Origin of the sequence: Trichocoleus sp. FACHB-40 (assembly GCF_014695915.1) — a bacterium.
GTDB lineage: Bacteria > Cyanobacteriota > Cyanobacteriia > Cyanobacteriales > FACHB-T130 > Funiculus > Funiculus sociatus.
In genome coordinates this window covers 79,539-101,374 of record NZ_JACJPF010000035.1, presented here as the reverse complement: position 1 = coordinate 101,374, position 21,836 = coordinate 79,539, and the positions used below count along the sequence as shown (strand labels likewise).

Below are 21,836 nucleotides of genomic sequence, written 5' to 3'. Positions count from 1 at the left end.
GTGCGATGGCTTCGCCTCGGACTCCGTCCTACGCATCTTCTCTTCCTGCATCACAATTGATCTGGGTCAACCCCCATCTGACGCAGCCGTTCTGCTAATCTTTCAGCCCGAAGACGTTCTTGTTCGGCGCGTTCTTCTGACCACAGCAACAACTCTCCTTGGGCATTCCACCACCGCAGCCAATAGCCGTCTCTACCTTCATGGCTTCCTTGCCAAACTCCCAGAAATAAATCTAATCCGGGAATCCAGTAACGTCCTGCTTCATCGGGTGTTTGCAGTTGGTAACGCTGCGACTCTAGCCCATAAACTTCGACGCGCCCCGTATCTGGTCGAAAGATAATATAGCGAGGCACTTGAACTACTCTTTCATAAAAGAACCACTTACCCACACCTTCGGTAAATTCCACCGAATATTCTTCGCCATAAGTAGCAGAAAGAAACTCCATCACCACTTGGGGAATTGTTCCCTCAGTATGTGGCGTGTAGCTGCGACGCGGATAAGAACGAGTCCAAGGTTGCACCGAACGCACATACATCCAGTCTGGTGCTTTGCAGATGATTCGCCCCTCAATGGCGGCACACAAGGCAAAGTTAGACACGATGAGGGCATCTTGTATTAAGTTAGGAAAAGCGGTCAAAGGCTGGCGCAAAGCAGCAGCTAATGGTGGTTGATCTGTATTTTCCACAGGATCGTCTGGTAGGGTAAAATCTTCTGGCAGCAGAGGCCAGGTAATTGATAGTTGCGGCAGGGGGGTTTGAGTGATCGGAGACACTTTTCTTTTGGTGAAGATAAAGTAGACTTTTGCTTCTATTGTGATCTAATTACAAAATTTATCAACGACTGGCACGCCCACAAGCGATCGCGTTTATTTCCGTGGTAATTTGGTGGCCAGGAGTGCGATCGCTCTTACCTCCAAAACACACCATGCCAAGTTTTCTCCCATCTAAACGAATTGCATCTATCACAATTGCTGTCTCTGTAACGGTTGCTTGGTGCCATACAGCACCAGCGGCATTTGTCCAACCCCTCAGAAGCAAGCAGGGTATGGTTGTCTCCGCCCATCCATTAGGTAGTGAAGCGGGAGTTTCCATGCTACGCAAAGGCGGTAACGCGGTTGATGCAGCAGTGGCTACAGCTTTCGCTATCTCTGTGGTAGAACCTTTTTCCGCAGGTATCGGTGGCGGTGGGTTTTTGTTGCTGCGCTTGGAGAAAACTGGCGAAATAAAAGCCCTCGACTTTCGGGAACGCGCCCCCTTGAAAGCGACCCGCGATATGTACCTGGATGCGGCGGGAAAAGTGCGTCCCAATGTCAGTGTAGATGGACATCTGTCGGTGGCGGTGCCGGGAACGGTAGCAGGGCTGTATGAAATTCATCGCCAGTACGGTAAGTTATCTTGGCAGGAAGTTGTGGCACCGTCGGTTAAGTTGGCGCAAGATGGTTTTATTGTTAGCCGCCGCTTTGTCGCCGCTGCTGAACGCAGAAAGGAACCGTTATTAAAAAATCCGGCGGCGCGTCAAGTTTTTACGCGCAATGGGGCAATGTATCAGCCGGGAGAAAAACTGATACAAACAGATTTAGCCAAAACATTACAAGCGATCGCGCAAAATCCCCAAAGCTTCTACACTGGCAACATTGCCAGGGCTATAGCCGACGACATGGCAAAAAACGGTGGTTTAATTACACTCGAAGACCTCACAACCTACAAAACCACTTGGCGTACCCCAGTCTGCGGAAATTTCCGCCAATCTCGTATTTGTTCAATGCCGCCGCCTTCCTCCGGAGGCGTTCACCTACTAGAAATATTAAATATTATTGGGGGAACCCCATCCCCCAACCCCCGGTTAATTGAGGGGTCTGGCGACGTGAAAGCTACGTTAGTTGACGGGGAGGCGAACGACCTGAAATCTAAAGGATGGCATCATCCCGACACGCTGCATCTAATGATCGAAGCGATGCGAATTGCCTATGCAGATCGTGCAGAATATCTAGGCGATCCTGATTTTGTGAAAGTCCCAGTCTCATCACTAATTAATCCTGCCTATGCTGCTGAAAGACGGCAGGAAATTAGTATGAATAGGGCTAGATTATCCAGCGAAGTGAAACCAGCAGATAAAGAAACTCTACAACGCCATGCCCGCGAATCAAACGATACGACACATTTAACGGTGGTAGATGAGAATCGCAACACAGTCAGCCTTACCTTTACCGTTAACTACGGCTTTGGTTCTGGGGTAGTTGTACCCGGTACCGGGATTCTCTTAAACGACGAGATGGACGACTTTGCTGCTGCGCCTGGAGTGCCTAACGCCTATGGTTTGGTGGGTGGTGAGGCGAATGCGATCGCGCCCCGCAAAATTCCCCTCTCCAGCATGACACCCACCATTGTCACCGAAAATGGTAAACTCCGCATGGCTGTTGGTGCGCCCGGAGGTAGCACCATTATTACCACCGTCCTGCAAGTCGTTCTCAACGTTTTAGAATACGGCATGGATGCCGGACAAGCTGTGTCCGCCCCTCGCATCCATCATCAATGGCTTCCCGACCAGGTGAGTGTAGAACCTTTTGGTTTAGATGTCGCTACCATCGCAGAACTGCGTCGTCGCGGTCACAAAATCGAAGAGCGATCGCCTTGGGGTAATGCTAACGCGATCGTAGTAACACCAGACGGATTTTTAGAAGGCGCAGCCGATCCTCGCGGTGAAGGTGCGCCTAGTGGTTATTAGATAAATTAAAAATGTAGAATTTAAAATAAGTCTTTTTAAAATTTTAAATTCTTGGCGATCGCTTGTCCTATTAATTATTAAAGTCCAACACGATTGCATTAGCTTCCCGTAAGTTTTCCCAGACTTTTATTTAAACAATAGTGCTGAACCCTTAATGAACCTTTGTTTAAATAAATGGTTAAAATAAGCAACTTTAGATTAACAACTATCTATCCAAACTAGTCAAAAACTACTGATGTTTCTCAAGTTTATTAGTCTAATTTTGTTTACAAAAGCTGTTAAGTTAAAATTTTACAGTATTCGTTTTTTTGACTTATTGCCATAAATTAAGATAAATTAGTGGATAAATCTGGTTGTCCAAATTGGGAATTTTACAATCAGTTATTTTGTAGATTTGAATTCTAATTCCCTATACGAGTAACCATCGTCCCGGTAGAACCGAGTGAAACTAATTCTTCACTCCCACAACTAAATGCCTTTCACCTCTAGATATAATTGTTCACAATCTAAGGTTGTTAGCAGCCGCTTGTGGTAAAACATGATTTTGGTAGGGAAGTGGATTCACCTAGTCTGGTAAGCCTTGCTACACTTCACCGGGCGCACAATCTCTCGCCTCCAAGGCACGCCAACCAGTAATAATACTGCCTAATCCACATTAATTCAGTATAAATCCGCAGAAAGTGTGATGCTTTTGATAAAATTTAAGTTGTAAGATTACTGTAAAAAGATGTCGCACAGTAAGATGAGAATTACGCAAAGCGAGAAGGTGTAAGTATACCAAAGCTTTAGAGGAGCTAATAAATTGATGATGCACAAAGCTGAATCTACCAAATAGTGCGGAATTATCCAGCTACCTAGAGTATCTCAGAGGACTCATAACGATATCAATATTAAGTAGGTGTATCTGTTGCCAAGTGCAATCCGAGTAGCGCTTCTTAGCGAAAAGACAGCCTAGTAGCGCCTACAGCAAGCCTTTGGCATCGCAGCCCCCACAAACCGTCCGAGGAAGCTAGAAAATATTAATTATCAAAAGTTTCCCGACAATCCTTTACATTTAAAGAAATTGAAATCGATGGGTTCGCGTACCACACAAAACTAATAGTTCACTAATCGCGGCACTCTAGTTGGCAACGCGGCTAGTCAAAATGAGCAGATTTAAGCGCAAAAAGTTAGAATTACACGTTAATCGGCGCACTGTCCAGCTTCTCAAAGCTCGTCAGGCGTTGCCGACTGAAACGACATTGCCAATGACTTATGAAGAATTAGAAAGACTGGTGAGGGAGCGGACAGCCCAACTAGCGCTAGCTAATGAAGAACTGAATCAAGAAATCAATAAGCGCCAGCAAGCAGAAGCAGCGCTGCGGGAAAGGGAACAGCTTTATCTTCGCCTACTAGACACTACCAGCGAAAGCATTTGGCTAGTCGATGCCGAAGGGCGGACGACTTACGTTAACCAGCAAACAGCCGATATACTTGGCTACACTACAGCCGAGATGATTGGTCGTTCTGCCTTTGATTTTCTCTTTGAAGAAGATTTGCCACAAGCACAGTGGTATTACCCGCGGATGCTACAGGGAATCAAAGAGCAGTACGAATGGCGTTGGCGTTGCCGAAATGGTCAAGAAGCGTGGGTACTCGCTAGCACTAATCCAATTTTCGATGAGAACGGTCAATTTCAGGGCGTTCTCGGTATGTTTACAGATATTACTAGCCGCAAGCAGGCACAAGAGGCTCTAAAAGAGAGCGACAGGCTATTCCAAGGGCTATTCCAAGCAACATTTGAGCAGGTGGCTGTTGGCATCGCGCACGTAGGAATAAACGGACAGTGGCTACTGGTTAACCAAAAACTCTGCGACATTGTGGGTTATACGCAAGAGGAATTGCTAACGCGAACTTTTCAGGATATTACCCACCCCGATGACCTAAATACAGATATTGAATATGTCCGCCGAGTGTTGGCATCAGAGCTTCAGACATATTCAATGGAGAAACGCTACATCCGCAAAGATGGTTCCCACATCTGGATTAATTTAACCGTTTCTTTGGTACGAGAACCTGACGGTAAGCCTAAATATTTCTTTTCTGTTGTTGAAGACATTAATGAACGCAAGCAAGCTGAGAGTGCATTACAAAAATCCCTTAAGGAATTGTCAGACATCAAGCAGGCGATAGATCGAGCTGCGATTGTCGTCGTGACAGACGAGAAAGGAATTATTAACTATGTAAACGATAAGTTTTGTCAAATTTCTCAATATTCCAGAGAAGAACTGATAGGACAAAACCATCGCCTGATTAATTCCGGTTTTCATCCAAAAGAATTCTTTCAAAACCTGTGGCAGACAATTTCTAACGGAAGAATTTGGCAAGGAGAAATTAAAAACCAAGCCAAAGATGGCACTTATTACTGGGTAAATACCACGATTGTTCCTTTTCTAAATAGCCAAGGAAGACCGTTTCAATATTTAGCAATTCGATTCGACATCACTGAACGCAAGCAGACGGAACAAGCATTGCAGCAGAGTGAACAAAGGCTGAAAATAGCTCTAAAAGCTGCCGAGATGGGTACTTGGGACTGGAATATCCTAACTAATGAAGTTACCTGGTCGGATAAGAACGAACAGCTATTTGGTCTGGCTCCGGGTACTTTCCGGGGAACCTATGAAGCCTTCCAAGAATGCGTTCATCCTGAAGACCGCGAAGCTACACATCAAGTTATAAGTCGTGCCGTTGAGGAAAAGAAGGACTACGAGCAGGAATACCGTATTATCAGACCGGATGGTAGTATCCGCTGGATCATGGGAAAAAGCCAGTTGTTTTGTGATGAAACTGGTTTGGTGGCAGTGCGGATGATTGGCACAACCAGGGATATCACCGAACAGAAGCTCTCTGAAGCAGCGCTAAGGCAACAAACTGAGCGGGAGCGGTTGATAGGAGCGATCGCGCAACGCATCCGCCAATCTTTAAATCTGGACGAAATTCTGAATATTACAGTTACTGAAGTACGGAATTTTCTCGCCTGTGACCGAGTGGTAATTTACCGATTCTCCCCAGATGGAAATGCTCTGGTAGTTGTAGAATCAGTCTCTGCTGGTTGGATATCTATGCAGGGATTAGTAATCCAAAGGACCCTGGTAGACACCTATTTTGAACGCTATAAACAAGGAAACATTATCGCAATAGAAGATATTTATACAGCAGGTTTAGATCAAGATTACATCGATATAATGGCTCAGTTTCAAATCAGGGCTGACTTAAAAGTACCAATTTTGCGAGGAGAGCAGACAAGCAGACAAGCAGACAAGCAGACAAGCAAAGGAACAGACTTGGGAGAAAAAGCTTTGTCCCCAATCCCCAATCCCCAATCCCCGATCCAAAATCGATTCTGGGGACTGTTGATTGCCCATAATTGTTCGGAACCCCGACAATGGCAGCAGTGGGAAATTGATTTGCTCTCTTCATTGGCAACACAGGTAGCGATCGCTATTGAACAATCTGCACTCTTCAAACAGGTGCAGGAACTTAACGCTAACCTGGAACGCCAAGTCCAAAAACGTACCACCCAACTACAACAATCTCTCGGCTTTGAAGCAGTGCTGAAACGCATCACTGACAAAGTTCGCGATAGTCTTGACGAAAGCCAGATTTGCCTTGCTGCTGTGAGAGAATTAGCTCTCTCATTCTACGTCGGCAGCTGCCATGCCTCTTTATACAACTTGGAGCAAGATACCGCTACTATCTGCTATGAATACACCATTTCAATGCCTTCCTCTAAAGGTCGCGTGTTGCAGATGGCTTCCTTCCCGGAAATTTACCAACCCCTCCGCCAAGGTAAGTGTTTCCAATTTTGTTCGCTCAATGCGAACTCTAATGATGGTCAAGCGGCTATGCTGGCGTGTCCGATTTTTGATAATCAAGGAGTGTTGGGGGATTTGTGGTTACTCCATCGCCCAGATTACACTTTCAACAATTTAGAGATTCGGCTGGTGCAGCAGGTGGCAAATCAATGCGCGATCGCTATTCGTCAAGCCCGACTTTATCAAACTTCACAAGCGCAAGTTCAGGAACTCGAAAAACTAAATCAACTCAAAGATGACTTTTTGAGTACAGTTTCTCACGAGTTGCGGACTCCGATTTCTAATATGAAAATGGCGATCCAAATGCTCAAAATTTCTCCTACCGCCGAACGAAGTCAGCGCTATTTGCAGATATTGCAAGCTGAGTGTAATCGAGAAACTGAGCTTATCAACGATCTCCTAGATTTGCAGCGCCTAGCCGCTGCGTCTTATCCCAGCTTTCTTGCCACAGCAATAAATATACCCGAATGGCTACCTAGCATCCTTGAACCATTTCGTTCGCGCATTCAGGAACGTCAGCAAATCTTACAACTTCACATCCCGCCAGAATTGCCTCCCCTCGTCTCCGATTTAACCAGTGTGGAGAGGATCGTGAGCGAGTTGGTTAATAATGCCTGCAAGTATACTCCACCGGAAGAACAAATTACCGTGACTGTGTATGCAAAGGAGAATATGCTGCAATTGAGGGTCAGCAATTCTGGTGTTGAGATTCCCCAGAAGGAGCTAAGCCGCATTTTTGAAAAGTTCTACCGTATTCCCAGTAGCGATCGCTGGAAGCAGGGCGGAACTGGTTTAGGATTGGCACTGGTGCAGAGACTCACAGAGCATTTGGGAGGTACTTTGCGAGTGGAAAGTGCTAATAATCAAACAACTTTTACCGTAGAGTTACCTTTAATATCCTCCTGAAGAATAGGGATTGGGGATTAGGGATTGGGGATTGGGGAAGAGGAAAAAGTCTTACCTAGTCCCTAGTCCCCAGCCCCTAGTCCCTAGTCCCTAGCCCCCAGCCCCTAGTCCCCAGCCTCCCTATTCACAATCTGGCGGATTTGGGCTGATTTTTCGGCATACTGGGCATCATCCAAGACTGGTTTTGCGCCTTCAATTGTTAGCGGTTGGGCAAGATCGATCCATGACTTGCAGCCGCCATATTCTGGACTATAGGTAATTATCTGTGGTTGGGGAAGTTTGTAAGTGCGTAGCAGCAGCACATAAAGGGGAGTTCGCGGTTTCCATTTTAGGCGATCGCTTACAAATTGCTCGTTCCAGATATGGTAAGGTAGCAGCGCCTTAACAGCCGCTTCGTCACTTACCTGGAAAATATCGGTAATTTTAGCCCAGGCACCAATTCTAATGGTTTCAGGATGCCAGCCTGACGGCACTGTTTCCACCAGGTGGGAATATTCAGCTTTCAGCAAATTCGGCTGTTGATGTTCAAATGTTGGGTAAAGCAAAACTTCTTTTTGGGCAACTTGAAAGCGGTTCCCCTCCTCCCGGATGCCGCCTTTGCGTAGCAGCATAATCGTTTTGCCTTGTTCTAAAGCATCAACAGCAGTTGCCCATTCTTTGAAGGCGTGAGTAGTATTTGTAGTGGTTGTAGTGGATTGCATAAGTATCGGGTAGAGTCCTGATTCAAGACTAGCGCCAACATTTAGGATGAAGGCATAACCTTATTAGTCAGGACTAACAAATGCAAACGCGATCGCTTGGCACTTCCGAAATCCAAATCACGCCTATCATCATGGGTACATGGCAAGCTGGCAAAAAGATGTGGGTGGGAATTGAAGATGCGGACAGTATAAAAGCAATACGGGCGGCGTTTGATGCTGGTATCACAACAGTTGATACCGCTGAAGTCTACGGAGAAGGACACTCTGAGCAGATTGTAGCCCAAGCCCTATCAGATGTGCGCGACAAAGCAGTGTATGCCACAAAGGTGTTTGCCAACCATCTCAAATATGACCAAGTGATAGAGGCGTGCGCTCGCTCTCTCAAAAACCTAAACACCGATTACATCGATTTATACCAAATTCACTGGCCTGCTGGCACATTTAAAAGTGAAATTGTCCCCATTGAGGAGACAATGAACGCTTTGAACCATCTGAAAGAACAAGGTAAAATTCGCACAATCGGCGTTTCTAATTTCAACCGCACTCAATTAGAAGAAGCCGCTCAATATGGACGCATTGATAGTTTGCAACCGCCTTATTCTCTATTTTGGCGTTCGGTAGAAAAAGATTTAACTCCTTACTGCGTCGAAAACAATATTTCCATCGTTGCCTATTCTCCTCTTGCTCAAGGATTATTAACTGGGAAATTTGAACCAGGACATAAATTCGACCCCCAAGATAACCGTGCTAAAAATAAACTCTTTCAAGGAGAGAATTACGATCGCGCTCAGTCAGCTTTAGACAAACTACGTCCGATTGCCGAACGCCATCAGTGTAGCCTAGCTCAGTTAGCTTTAGCTTGGTTAATTGCCCAACCACAGGGGAATGCGATCGCAGGTGCAAGAAACGAGCAACAAGCCGTAGACAATGCTAAAGCAGGTGATATTAATTTATCTGCTGATGACGTGCAAGAAATTGACGCAATTGGGCGAATTGTCACCGACCATTTGGATGATAATCCGATCATGTGGAATTGGTAAGTAGCACACAAAATAAACGTAAAATACTCTGTGTATATAGCGTTTCTCAGTTGGGTAGAATATATTGCGCTTCTAATGTTGGTAGGGACTTTTTGATTTCCATGTCCCTACAGATGTATCGCACCCAACCCTTGAGTTGCTATAGAAACACGGTTTTTATATACAGAGTGTTTTACGTCTATCTACTTAATTACATTGCAATCTATGGCAAAAGCCGCAGATATTGGCAGCAAACGTTTAATCAGTTTGGCGAAGACTGGCTGGGTGCAATGGGTGAAACAAAACCCCGACATCGTAGCTGGAGAATTTCTTGATTCACAATTCCAGTGGCTCAGCCGTGAAAGTGATGTTTTGGTAAAAGCGAATAGCCGGGAACACCGCGACTTTTTAGTGCTTAACGAGATACAATTAAACTATCAACTTCGGATGCCCAAGCGGATGTGGGCTTATGCAGCACTAGCAGAATAAAAGTACAACTTGCCAGTTTATCCGGTGCTGATTAATATTAGGCAACCCTCAGAAACAGTTGTAGTCTCACGCTAGAACTCTGAATTTATGGGGTTGCGATCGCGTCAAGATTATCGAGTAATTAATCTCTGGGAAGTAGACGCTGAACTTGCTTTTCAACCATCACTACCATCTTTACTACCTTTTGTGCCAATGTTGAGGGGTGGAGGTGAGGAGTCTGTAGTCAGACGCGCCGTACAGTGTCTAAGAGATGATGAGCAGTTAAACGAGCTAGAACCTCTGTTAGCATTCTTTGCTGGTTTCGTCTTAGAAACTCGTTTAGTACAACAGATTATGAGGTGGGATATGGCTGTGTTAAGGGAATCTCCTTGGTATCAAGAGATTTTAAGAGAAGGACAACAACTAGGGATGCAGCAGGGGATGCTGTCAGGTATTGAACTCGCTTTAGAGTTAAAATTCGGCACTGAGGGCTTACAGCTAATGCCGGAAATCTCTAATATTCAGGATGTGGAAAGATTGAAAGCGATCGCGCAAGCAATCAAAACGGTAAATTCTTTGGATGAACTGCGATCGCGCATAACAGCAAGCTAATTGTTAGATGTACATTGCTTCTTCAGGGACAAGTAAATGCGATGAATGAAACAATGTACATTAACCTTTTTTCCTATTATCTATTCTCTAGTTGCTAAAGGCATCCTTGATGCTATCAACAGTGCGTTCCACAACATTCTTTGCGTTGTCTACTGCTTTCTCAGTCCGAGCCGCATCTTCATCTGCTCTTTTCTCAATTCGATCCCTATCTCTCTTTGCTTTGCCCTCAACGGCACTATCATCCGTTGATTGCTCAACTCGGCTGGCATTTTTGTTTGCAGCTTCCTTAACCTTATTTTTCGTATCTTCGATGAAATTCTTGGATGGTTCAGCCACGTCGTCACGGTATTTCTCTTTAACTTGATCGCCCGCGTCTGCTGAGGCGATCAAGTTTGCAGCAGGAGAAGCCATTGCTGCGGTGTTCGAGAAAAACGCACCCTGCCAAACGAAGGCGATCGCTGACACGCAAAACAGAGTTGTAGCTAGCCAGCGTCCTACAGTCGAAAGCCGTTTTGTAAAATAATTCAGTTTCATACAATACCATGAGGTTTAGCATTCTATATTTACTTCATTTAGCGCATCAGCCAAACCGCTCTGTAGATAGATGTTCTGCCGTTTAAAGTTGTTAGACAAATTCACTCTTTCGATAGATTGAGTGAACGAACGTCATGTAATCTGCATTTACAGTTTAAGTTTGATGTGGAAATATCTTATATCCACGATGTGGAGCAATTAAGAGCGATCGCGCAGATCAGCAAGCTAAGTGTTGGGGCAATCGCACTACCAGCCTGCTTAGGAACGTGGATTAAATAATTTACAAAATTTCCTGCTCTAGGGCATGGCAATTCCATGCCCTAGAGCAGGAAATTTGGGGTTAATAAATCCATGTTCCTTATCCATCTGGTAATAATTCGTAACTGCTAACTCGAATGGTGTATCCCTATTGAGGCGATGGCGTTTCTGGTTAGTTATGAAAAATTACCGCTCTGCGTTTTGGGTCAATAGTTTATCCCTACTGGTAGTTGTTGCTTTAATTGTCTATACCAAAGTGTTTGGTGACTCAGCAGGAATATTATTTCAGCCGCCAGTTACCCCACAAGATCCAAGTGCGGGTTTGTTAACTCATACATTTCAATTATTATGCGCTGTGCCGCCCATTATTTGTACTTTTACTTTTGCATTGCTCCGAGCCATTCAATCACCCAAAAAACTAAATTTATTTATTCTATATTCGGCGCTGATAACTGGAGGTTTTCTGATTAATGAAATTTTTCGGATTCACATTATTCTGTTAAGGGCGGGTATTCCTAAGCTGGTGACTATAGTGGTCTATGCCGCAGTTAGCTTAGGATACGGATTAGCCTTCCGGCGGAAACTAAAATCAACGCCCTACATTCTGCTACTCAGCGGCATCGGTCTATTATTCAGCGCGATCGCGGTGGACTCGCTGAGGTTGAGCGGTGATGGATTTCCCAGCTTGCTAGAGGGGATTCCGAAGTTGTTCAGCGAAATCAATATTGCCCTTTATTTTTGGTATGTCTGCTACGGGGAGATATTGCGATCGCTCAATTCTTCCCCTGTTGAATGATTATGCTGTAATCGTTGGTAGCGATCGCGGTTATTTCTCTTCAACCTAGCTGCGGCTTCGCTACTCTTCCCCTCCCTCTGCGTCTCAGCGGTTCGTCACCTCAACATAAATATGCTCTAACCGCACAGCTTGACGCGAAATCGAATCCAGAGGAATACCATCAAAACGCGCAATAATCTCCTTCAATTCTAAAGGCTCCGTTAACCAGAAAGCCAAATCATTACCATAACGCCGGACAGGGAAATTATATTCTTTAGCACGCGCGATCGCTCTCTCTTCCTCCGGCGTTTGCACCACCACAACCTCCACCGCTGGAATTAATTGCCGAAGTTGTGATAGACTTCCCTCAGCCAAAATAGAACCATTTTTTAGAATACCAATTCTTTGACAAAGACGCTCAGCCTCATCTAACAAATGCGTTGTCAACAAAACCGTAATTCCCTTATCTTTGAGGCTCCGAATTAACTCCCAAACTTCATAACGCGACTCAACATCTAAACCTGTCGTTGGTTCATCCAAAATTACCAACTTTGGCTGATGAACCAACGCCACGGCAATATTCAACCGCCGCTGCATCCCACCGCTAAGAGTTTCCACCGGACTTTTAGCGCGACTTGCTAAATTGACAGCCTCCAAACAAGCTTTTACCTGTTGACGACGCTGCTCACTATTTAAACTGTAAATTCGCGCAAAGAAATTAAGATTTTCCTCACAGCTTAAGGTTTTATAAAGCAAATTTTCTTGCGGTGCTACACCAACTAACCTTTTTGTTGCTTCCGAGACAGGCTGGTTATTAATCCTAATTTCACCGCTATCAGCCTTACTCAAATTACAAACTATATTAATAGTCGTCGTCTTCCCTGCGCCATTTGGCCCCAGTAACCCGTAAATCTCTCCGGGTGAGATATGCAGCGATAAATCTTGTAAAACCGGGTGCTTTCCGTAAGACTTACTTAGCTTATTGATGTGGAGCATCGAGACAATTGCTAAGGGATTAAAAAAATTACAGGGTAGGCATCATGCCTACCCTGTCAATCCTCTTATATTAAACTATAAATTCCACAACTTGTCAAGGTTTCTTTAACGTAAACTACCGCAAAACTAAGCGGATTAGGCAGAATATTATCTTTTACTTTGCGTACCTTTGCGTAAACCTTTGCACCCTTTGCGTTAAAAATTCAAAGTCTTCTTTCAACGCTCAACATTCGACGATAAGACAGCCATCCTCCTGCAACCATGAAAACAGCAAACACGCATAAAAACCAAAAATGCGGGGCGATTTCATCCAGGCTATAGCCGTTAGCAGATACACCGACTAACGCTACATTCATATGATAAATTGGGTTATATTTAGCTATGTCTAAGAGCGTCTGGGGAAATAGAGAAGTAGGCAAAAACGCACCTCCCAAAATTAATAAAGGCACTCCAAACGCAGCTACCAAAGCATTGACATCCTCAGTGCGACGGGCGAACTGCGTACCGAGAATAAATCCTACACCTACATAGGAAATAATACTTAGTAAGATAATCAGACTTCCCAACAGCAAAGAACCTTGAAACCTGGCATTCCAAAAGGCAGCAATAGTATAAACTAAAAGCGTTTGACCGATGCCGATGCAGCTATGGGCGAGAAAAATTCCTAAAAAATAGGACGTACCGCTCAAAGGTGAGATAAAAAGGCGTTTGAGGGTTTGCTGTTCTCTTTCTGACACCACGGTTGCCACACTACCGCCTAAACAACTGAAAAACAGCGCTGCACCTACTAAAGTAGAAGGAGCGGCGAACTCAAAAGCCTGAGCTATTGACAGCTTGGCACGTTCTGCCAGAATAAAGCCACTGAGTATTAAGACCGAAAATGGGAAAATACACCAAAAAATCAGGCTGCGCCGCCGCCGCAACAGTTCAATCAAGATGCGTTGGCAAACTGCCAGCGTTTCGCGCCCGTATTTCATAGTGTGAGGATAAAAGCTGAGTAGCATAATGAGTCAATTATCCACTTCCCCACAATTGCCGTCCATCTCCCGCCGCACGCTGATCAAAATGTTTGGTGTCGGTGCTGCTGCTGGATTACTGGGATATTCTCGCTTCTCCAAACCCCAGCCAACTGTTTTTCGGCAAGATAACATTTTGTTGCCACCAATGCTAAACCAGCCAAAGAGCGTTGTGGTAGTGGGGGCTGGCTTGGCTGGGTTAGCCTGTGCGTATGAACTGAGCCAGCGTGGTTTTACTGTAACGCTTTTAGAGCGATCGCCTCAACTTGGAGGCAAAATCGCCAGCTGGCCAATCCAGGTGGGGGACGAAAGTTTTATGATGGAGCATGGCTTCCACGGGTTTTTTCCTCAGTATTACAACCTCAAGAGCATAGTAGAAGAACTCGACATCGCTGAGAATTTCATCGATTTAAAGTTCTACTCGGTTGTTTACCGGGATGGGAGTTACAAGCCAGAAGTGTTCCGCCCCAGCAATTCAGCTTTTCCCTGGAATATTGTAGATTTAGCTGTAGCATCCCCCAACCGACTACGCTGGGGGATTAATTTAACCAAAGTTGGACATTGGGAAGTTTTCCGGGCAATTACGGGATTTCAAACTCAAAAAAGTTTCCAACGTTTAGATCATTTATCGGTTGCACAATGGGTGCAAAAAGATTTCCCACATGGGTTGTATGACTTATATTTTCTCCCCTTTGCGAAATCAAGCTTAAATGCACCAGATAAAATGAGTGTGGGAGAATTAATGCAGTTTTTCCACTTCTATTTTTTTGGCAATCCAGAAGGTTTAGCTTTCAACGGCACCAAACAGGATATGGGAACCTCGCTGGTGCAACCAATTGCTAAGGCGATTGAACGCAACGGTGGCAAGATTATTAAAGGTGCAACAGTTAGCGAAATTCAGGCACAAGAAGGCAAAATAAATTCCCTCAGCTATCAACAGGGAGCTGGTAATGATGTGCCATTTTGGGTGAAGCGCAATTCTGCTATTGCCAACGAGCAACTAGAATATTTTGGTGCAGGGGATACTGTTTTTGCGGCGATACCACAGGGGAATGAAGCAATTTCCCTTAGTTGTACTCACCAAGGCTGTACAGTTGGACTGGCAGATGATGGTAAATTTCACTGTCCTTGCCACGGCGCAGTTTTTGACAGCGAAGGCAAAGTAATAAAAGGGCCTGCAACTAGAGATTTATCACGTTTTAAAGTAATGCAACGTCAGAAAGATCAGCTGCAACTCGTAGGAGCAAATAATAGCTTGCATCTACAGGAATCAGTGGAAACAGTAAAGGCGGATTACTACGTATTTGCTACCGATGTACCGGGCGTACAACAATTGTTTAATAGAATGAATGGGGATGTCGAGGAAAAAGTGCGATCTCAAGTTGAAAAATTAGCGGTAGCAGATCCCTTTGCCGTTTGTCGCTTCTGGTTTGACCGCGATTTTGAATGGGAACACAGCAACTTTGCTTCCCTCTCCGGCTATCAGCTAACTGACAGCATTTGCCTTTACCACCGAATCCAGGATCAATTTATTGAGTGGACAAAAGAAACGGGCGGTAGTGTTGTTGAATTACACGCTTACGCCTACAAAGAAAAGGATTTTCCTACTCAGCAAGTGTTACTTACCACTTTTGAACAGGAACTCTATGAAATTGTCCCAGAACTCAAAGCGGCCAATATGTTACACAGGGAACTGGTGAACCAAAAGAACTTCTCAGGGTACCCACCCAATAGTTACGCAGATAGACCAGAGACTAGCACAGCTATTCCTAACTTATTATTTGCTGGTGACTGGGTGAAAATGCCGTTCCCGTCTGGCTTAATGGAACGGGCAATTAGTAGCGGGTTGCTGGCAGCAAATGAAATTTTACACCGCGAAGGATTGCAAAGGCGACCATTGCTGACGGTGAATCCAGAAGGCGTATTGCAGATATGAACCTTTCCCAGAACCGCACTGAATTTAGGAAAATTAAAGTCGGTTTGATCCGATAGCTATTAGCCTGCGAATTAAATTCGCAGGCGATATTTGTTGCTTTGTGAAACTATGCAATCTTCTTCTATAACTACCCAACATCAGAACATTCGCCAGATAGGAATTAACCTTAATTACTGGTATGTAGTTGCACGCAGTACCGAAGTAAAAACCCAGCCGCTAAGTGTCGTTATCTGGAATCAACCAATCGTAATTTATAGAGATAGCACAGGAAAAATTCACGCCTTAGAAGACCGCTGCCCTCATCGTCAAGTTAAACTTAGTCATGGTAAAGTTACTGGCGATGAATTGGAATGTGCTTATCACGGCTGGCGTTTTAATGAGGCGGGTGAATGTGCAGCAGTTCCCTATCTAGCAGCTAATCAAAAATTACCAAGTTGCCAAATTCGCCGCTATCCTGTGCAAGAATTGGACGGTTTTATCTGGCTTTTTCCTGGGGACAGCACCGATTTAGAGACGCAAAATTTCTCGTCTCTAAAACCTCTTGGCGTTCCTGAATGGGATCATCTCAACTATATTGCTACTGTTTCAGTTATTCAGTGTAATGCCCATTACTCCTATTTAATTGAAAACTTGATGGATATGTACCACGGACATTTACATCAGGATTGGCAAGCTTGGACTGATGCAGTGCTTGAAGATATTCACGAAGAAGTTAATCGTGTAGATGCTCATTATCAAGCTCAGAGTTATTACAAAATAGACAAGATTTGGTCTATTTCTCAGTTGTTTTTTCCAGCCTTGCGTCGCTTACACCCAGAACCGTTGGATGTTAGCTATATTTATCCGCACTGGGTTTCAACGTTAGGCAAGGATTTCAAAATTTACTGTCTACTTTGCCCGGTGAATGAAACGACAACTCGTGCTTATATCATTCATTTTACATCATTAAATGCCTTTTGGCGGTTGCACAAATTGCCAGTAGCATTTCGCCGTTTTGTGAAAAATAGTTTATTTGGTTCTGCTCAAAAATTACTCGATGGATTAGTCGTTGAAGATGTACAAATGATTGAGGAAGAACAACAGGCATATTTGAATAATCCAGAACGACGGGGTTATGAATTAAATCGAGCATTGGTAAGCGTACAACGACTGATGAAAAATCAAGTAGAACAAGACTAAGCGATCGCTTACTCTTGTTCTGTTTCCCTACGTCGAATGAAGTTCGTCCAAAATGCGCGCTCGTCCTGTTTCCCCGAAGTGGGAAAATGAAACAGAGTAATGCTTAGTGACACAGGGAGAGGAAGAGGGAAGATGCTGAAACGAATTGCCGCAATACTGCTTGTAGTATTAACTTTGAGCTTACAAAGTTGCACTGCTGTCAGCGCCACCAGTGGGCTAAGAAGCTATGTCGATAGCACCGACGGCTATCAGTTCCTATATCCTCATGGCTGGGTTGAAGTCAACGTGGGCAATGCAGCAGATATTGTCATGCACGATATCATTGAGCCAAGCGAAAATGTGTCAGTCGTAATTAGCCCAGTTCCTGAAGGTAAAACCCTGGCTGACTTAGGAACACCTAGTGAAGTAGGTTACAAATTATCAAAAAGCGCGATCGCACCCCCCGGATCGGGACGCGAAGCCGAATTGGTGAACGCCGAAAAAGCCGAGTCTGGCGCTAAAACTTATTACTTTTTAGAATACGCCGTCAAACTCCCAAATCAGCAACGCCATAATTTCGCCTCAGTCGCCATCAGTCGAGGTAAACTCTTCACCTTCAACGCCTCCACTACAGAAAAACGCTGGGCGAAAATGCAGCCGATGTTGAAACAAGTCGTCAGTTCATTCTCAGTTTATTAATAGCTAATGGCTAATGGCTAATGGCTTTTGAACAAGCGAGCAATTTGCCATCCTTCAACTGATAACTTGACTAATGACTATGAATATTCCTCCCTTTGTCTTAGCCTCCGCGTCCCCAGCCCGCCGCCGCTTGTTGCAAACTGCTGGAATCGATCCGGTAGTTGCAGTCAGCGATTTTGATGAATCGCAAGTCCAGTTGAACGATCCAGCCGAACTGGTGCAAACCCTAGCATTGCGTAAAGCTGAAACAGTGGCTAGTCAATTTCCAGATGGTTTGGTGTTAGGGTGCGATTCCGTTTTAGCCGTCAACGGCGAAATTCATGGGAAACCAGCGGATGAGAAAGAAGCGATCGCACGTTGGCAAAAAATGCGCTCCTCTGTCGGCAACCTGTATACTGGTCATGCTTTAATTGACCAACGGCAGGGTAAAACTCTAGTAGAATGCGGCATCACGCGAGTTTACTTTGCCAATATAAGCGATCGCGAAATAAACGCCTACGTCGCCACTGGCGAACCTCTCAAATGCGCTGGCTGCTTTGCTCTCGAAGGCAGAGGCGGACTATTTGTAGAAAAACTCGAAGGCTGTCACACCAATGTCATCGGTCTTAGTTTGCCCCTGCTGCGCCAAATGCTCGGTGAACTGGGATACGATGTCACAGACTTCTGGCAACAATGAAAGTTATCCTTAGTCATTAGTCCTTTGTCTTCGGCGCTAATGACAAATGGCTTAATGACCAATGACCAATGACTAAGACATTAAGAGAGGGGATATTGTGGGAGTAAGTAAAGAGTTCAAAGAACAACTCAAAGCTGGCAAAGTTGTTGAAGCACTCACCTTGGCACTAAGCGAAGCCATAGAATTAGAAATCACCACCTGGGTTTCATCCGCTAATTCAGACACTCCGGCAGGAGATCAACCCCTACCCGGCCATTCTATGCGAACCCGCATCAACATCGTAGATGGTGACATCGAAAATGAAGTAGGCAGCGAATTTCTTGGCAATGGTTCCTACACCGAATTGCGAGAATTTCACTTAGAGCAAGTTCAGGAAGGTCGTGAAATTATCCAAGAAAACCTGGCAAACTTACAACAGCTATTTACAGTCTTAACTAACACATTGTCTCAAATGCAAACATCGCGGTTGTCTTCAAATAGTCAACCCCTTTTTCCTCCTTCCACGCCAAACAACCCATCTGAGTAAAAAGGCACTCCTGCAAAGGTAAAAGGTAAAATTATTTACTTTAATTTTACCTTTTACCGGATTGATTAATAACTAAAAACTTAGCTAAAAATATCTTTATGGCGGCAAGCGACGACTTCAAGCAAAAACTCAAAGCTGGCAAAATTGTTGAGGCACTTTCTACCGCACTCAGCGAGGCAATTGAGTTGGAAATTACCACTTGGGTTGCTAAAGCCGACTCAGATCGAGAGCAGCCCGAACCAGGCTCTCGGATGCAGACTCGGATTAATATTGTCGATGGCGACATCACCAACGAAATTGGCAACCAATTTCTCGATACTGGCCCCTATAGCGAACTGCGGCAATTTCATTTAGAACAGGTTCAGCAAAGCCGCGAAATTATCCAAGACAACCTCAAGAGTTTGCAAAAATTATTTGGAATTTGGGCGCAAATGCGACCCTCAAATCCTCCAAAATTGTCTGGTGTAGAGAGTCCTAAACTACCTCCAGACGATGCTGCTCCTTTAGTTATGGAGCCTGAAGTTTCTGTGGTAGAGGTTGCGATCGCTTCTGAGTCCGTTATTGAGGTTGACACTGTTAGCGAAGCCCCGTCTGACCCCTCCCCAACCCCTCCCGGAAGCGGGGAAGGGCTTCTAGATTCCCCTTCCCAGAACAAAAGTTCTTCTTTTCCTTCCCCCCTTGCAGCGGCTGAATCGTCAGGTTTTTCGACTTCCCCTTTAGCAGCATCCGTTCCCGCACAAACCCCACCAATTGCGCCCACCCCGTCCCCAGAGACATCGGAAACAATTGTAGAGCCTGTGTTGAGTGCCGAGGAATGGGAACAAGCCCTCTTAGAGGAACCGCCATCCGAGCCAGCGTGGACGGCTACTCAGCAGACTGTAGTGAACTGGGGAAGCGATGAAGAGTGGGAAGATGTGGAGGTAGAGGAACCAGAACAACGCTTCACCGGGTGGTCGCAGACTGGTGTACAGGATGACGAATGGGAAGGGTTCGACAACTGGGGAGAAGAGGAACAAAGCCAACCGAATCAGCCACAAAGAAACTTTACTTCAAGTGATCGCCTTTCAAATCCGATGGCAGTTTTGTTCGGAGATATACCACCGGAAGAAAAGCCCCCATCTAACTCAGAAATGCCCGACGAGGAAACGCCCGTCACCTTTGAAGACCCTTTCTTTTCAGATATACCCGTCGAGCCTGGGGATAACAATCCTACTGATGAGAAGAACAAAAAACCAAAGTAATAGCACCGGAGGCTAACAATTGTGGTGAATAGACCTGACACAAATAGTAGAGATATTATCCCTAATTTGCGACCTAAGTTTCACAACTTTTTACAGTCTTTAAGCGATGTACTCATCGACATCACGGCTCTAGAAGTTAATACAATGGTTGTCGATCAAATTACCGGAACAAAGTTCATTCCTTGGCAAGCTTATCGAGATATTTATCCCATTTGCAAGCCATATTTGGAAAGAATGGGAATTCATCCGTCCCTGCACGCGCGTTACCTGAGTCTTCGTAAGCAAATCGAAATAGAGTATTGTTTATACCGCGTTGAAGATGTTGCAGAAGATGCTTCCCAGCTAAGGGAATTTGTCCGAGTTCTCAGCGATCCCACAGCCGAACTGGATTTGCAAAAGACGAAACTACCTAACCCACTCAACCCATCTGCTAATCCGGCTGTTGAAATTAAAAGGATTCAAAGTCTGCTTGACGATGGCAGATTTTTACGCAGTTTACGGAAGGTAGATGAGCTAAAGGCGGCGCTTGACAATCGTAACGAAGCACTCAAGAATAGCGAAATTGCTGCATCAGAAAATCCGGAAGAGGCAGTGACAACCGACATTATTTATGCTCAATCGGTTATTCAGTTGGATGGAGATATCATCAACCGCTACCATGAAAAACTTTTTCAACACGAGCATAAAGACATAATTTTAGATATTCATAGACAAGGAGTAACTGCTGGGGAAAAACAGTGGCACGGACTGTTAGAGTTTATGGTAAACATGGTAGAATCTTTGGTGAATCAACGTTCGATAAAAAACATATTTAACCGAAATTGATATTGCGTAACAGCCTAGCAACTAAAGTTGCAATCGCTCAAAAATCCAGCGAAAGCAGGCTTAAAAGAAGTGAGTTTTCGGGATTCTGGTTCCCAGGTTGCTCTTGGGAATAAATGTGGAAATCTCAGTCTTTCAAACTGATGCCAATTAAACCGAATATTGCTAAAAATGAGTGGGAAATAATTTTGCAATATCATCCAGAAAATGCCTTGATTTAACTGCATACATTCAAGTCGAGGAAGTCAAAGACGAAAAGGGACAAGTAGTGTTTCGCTTCGTGCGATTTAACTTAGATCAGAATGTCATAGACAGAATTCTGCAAGCTAGAACAAAGGGAAAAGATTTGTGTATCTCCCCAAAGAGACTTGGGGAATTGCGTTCTTATGCTTTATTAGATGCGGAAAATAGATTACAATCTGGCTTAACTTTCTGCACTTACTACTATCATGTAACTAGAGAGAAAGTGGCTGATAACATTGTTATGAGGAGTGTGATTTCTCTGGATGGAGACATCATTCACCAAATTCGCCATGATTGTCTCGTTGACTCAACTTGGTGTTTAGCGATCGCAACTGCACACCACTGGCTTGTCGCTCAACTTTTAAACAATCTGCATCTCAAAACAGCTTTGTTGTTAAAGTGGATATCTTGGGGGCTATCTTTATTAGTTGTCCTTCCTACAGTTATTGTTTATATACAGCAGCTTAATCTATTGAACCTGTTAGTATCGCTGCTAACATCGTGGCTATTGCAAATTGGATTTAAGCGTCTATTATATTTATTTTTTCCATTGCTAAATCGCTGGCTTTTGCGTCAGTTATTATTGCGATTACTCTCTTCTAATCTGATGGAAAAGAAAATTGCCAAGGGCATTTTAGAGTGGTTTGGAGTATAAATACCAGGGGTCAAGG

Annotated in this window: 17 protein-coding genes and 1 pseudogene; 13 read left to right on the top strand and 5 right to left on the bottom strand. The window is 44.6% G+C overall.

Going from position 1 to position 21,836, the window contains the following annotated elements; all coding sequences use genetic code 11:
- Window positions 1-50 precede the first annotated feature (50 nt).
- The gene (locus H6F63_RS04290; RefSeq protein ID WP_190635190.1) at window positions 51-773 is read right to left on the bottom strand and encodes a Uma2 family endonuclease; all 723 of its coding nucleotides are present in this window, start codon (window positions 771-773) and stop codon (window positions 51-53) included.
- 152 nt (window positions 774-925) lie between these two features.
- Here H6F63_RS04290 and H6F63_RS04285 point away from each other — a divergent pair, with 152 nt between their 5' ends.
- Entirely contained in the window at window positions 926-2,725 is a 1,800-nt protein-coding gene (locus H6F63_RS04285) for a gamma-glutamyltransferase family protein (RefSeq protein WP_190635272.1), read from the top strand.
- Between the two features lie 1,145 nt (window positions 2,726-3,870).
- The gene (locus H6F63_RS04280; RefSeq protein WP_190635188.1) at window positions 3,871-7,485 is read left to right on the top strand and encodes a PAS domain S-box protein; all 3,615 of its coding nucleotides are present in this window, start codon (window positions 3,871-3,873) and stop codon (window positions 7,483-7,485) included.
- A gap of 104 nt (window positions 7,486-7,589) precedes the next feature.
- Here the strand turns inward: H6F63_RS04280 and H6F63_RS04275 are convergent, their stop codons facing one another.
- Window positions 7,590-8,186 carry a DUF1802 family protein gene (locus tag H6F63_RS04275; RefSeq protein WP_190635187.1) on the bottom strand — a complete coding sequence of 199 codons (597 nt, stop codon included), beginning with the start codon at window positions 8,184-8,186 and terminating at the stop codon, window positions 7,590-7,592.
- Between the two features lie 80 nt (window positions 8,187-8,266).
- On the opposite strand from H6F63_RS04275, the gene H6F63_RS04270 reads away from it, so the two are divergent.
- A complete protein-coding gene (locus H6F63_RS04270; RefSeq protein ID WP_190635185.1) occupies window positions 8,267-9,226 on the top strand; it encodes an aldo/keto reductase in 960 nt (319 codons plus the stop codon).
- Window positions 9,227-9,430: 204 nt separating this feature from the next.
- Window positions 9,431-10,285 (top strand): annotated as a pseudogene (locus H6F63_RS30880) (transposase).
- Window positions 10,286-10,372: 87 nt separating this feature from the next.
- On the opposite strand, the gene H6F63_RS04260 reads toward H6F63_RS30880, so the two are convergent.
- Complete coding sequence (locus tag H6F63_RS04260) at window positions 10,373-10,819, bottom strand: hypothetical protein (protein WP_190635183.1); 447 nt, start codon at window positions 10,817-10,819, stop codon at window positions 10,373-10,375.
- A gap of 436 nt (window positions 10,820-11,255) precedes the next feature.
- On the opposite strand from H6F63_RS04260, the gene H6F63_RS04255 reads away from it, so the two are divergent.
- A complete protein-coding gene (locus H6F63_RS04255; RefSeq protein WP_190635181.1) occupies window positions 11,256-11,873 on the top strand; it encodes a hypothetical protein in 618 nt (205 codons plus the stop codon).
- Window positions 11,874-11,957: 84 nt separating this feature from the next.
- Here H6F63_RS04255 and H6F63_RS04250 read toward each other — a convergent pair whose 3' ends face one another.
- Both H6F63_RS04250 and H6F63_RS04245 read right to left on the bottom strand, forming a co-directional pair.
- Entirely contained in the window at window positions 11,958-12,848 is an 891-nt protein-coding gene (locus tag H6F63_RS04250) for an ABC transporter ATP-binding protein (RefSeq protein ID WP_190635179.1), read from the bottom strand.
- Window positions 12,849-13,051: 203 nt separating this feature from the next.
- Window positions 13,052-13,825 carry an ABC transporter permease gene (locus tag H6F63_RS04245; RefSeq protein ID WP_190421824.1) on the bottom strand — a complete coding sequence of 258 codons (774 nt, stop codon included), beginning with the start codon at window positions 13,823-13,825 and terminating at the stop codon, window positions 13,052-13,054.
- A 28-nt stretch (window positions 13,826-13,853) separates the two neighbouring features.
- Here H6F63_RS04245 and H6F63_RS04240 point away from each other — a divergent pair, with 28 nt between their 5' ends.
- The 8 genes from H6F63_RS04240 to H6F63_RS04205 all read left to right on the top strand — a co-directional run bounded on the left by H6F63_RS04240 (window position 13,854) and on the right by H6F63_RS04205 (window position 21,820).
- Window positions 13,854-15,800: an FAD-dependent oxidoreductase gene (locus tag H6F63_RS04240; protein WP_190635178.1), complete on the top strand. Its 1,947-nt coding sequence runs from the start codon at window positions 13,854-13,856 to the stop codon at window positions 15,798-15,800.
- A 108-nt stretch (window positions 15,801-15,908) separates the two neighbouring features.
- A complete protein-coding gene (locus H6F63_RS04235) occupies window positions 15,909-16,979 on the top strand; it encodes an aromatic ring-hydroxylating dioxygenase subunit alpha (protein ID WP_190635176.1) in 1,071 nt (356 codons plus the stop codon).
- A gap of 132 nt (window positions 16,980-17,111) precedes the next feature.
- Window positions 17,112-17,657: a photosystem II reaction center PsbP gene (gene psbP, locus H6F63_RS04230; RefSeq protein ID WP_190635174.1), complete on the top strand. Its 546-nt coding sequence runs from the start codon at window positions 17,112-17,114 to the stop codon at window positions 17,655-17,657.
- A 79-nt stretch (window positions 17,658-17,736) separates the two neighbouring features.
- The gene (locus H6F63_RS04225; protein ID WP_190635270.1) at window positions 17,737-18,333 is read left to right on the top strand and encodes a nucleoside triphosphate pyrophosphatase; all 597 of its coding nucleotides are present in this window, start codon (window positions 17,737-17,739) and stop codon (window positions 18,331-18,333) included.
- Between the two features lie 97 nt (window positions 18,334-18,430).
- Window positions 18,431-18,859: a hypothetical protein gene (locus H6F63_RS04220; protein ID WP_190635173.1), complete on the top strand. Its 429-nt coding sequence runs from the start codon at window positions 18,431-18,433 to the stop codon at window positions 18,857-18,859.
- Between the two features lie 98 nt (window positions 18,860-18,957).
- Window positions 18,958-20,100, top strand: a complete 1,143-nt coding sequence (locus H6F63_RS04215) for a hypothetical protein (RefSeq protein WP_190635171.1) — start codon at window positions 18,958-18,960, stop codon at window positions 20,098-20,100.
- A 21-nt stretch (window positions 20,101-20,121) separates the two neighbouring features.
- Window positions 20,122-20,925 (top strand): hypothetical protein, encoded by an 804-nt coding sequence (locus tag H6F63_RS04210; RefSeq protein ID WP_190635169.1) that lies wholly within the window; start codon window positions 20,122-20,124, stop codon window positions 20,923-20,925.
- A gap of 172 nt (window positions 20,926-21,097) precedes the next feature.
- Window positions 21,098-21,820 (top strand): hypothetical protein, encoded by a 723-nt coding sequence (locus H6F63_RS04205; protein WP_190635167.1) that lies wholly within the window; start codon window positions 21,098-21,100, stop codon window positions 21,818-21,820.
- Window positions 21,821-21,836: the final 16 nt, after the last annotated feature.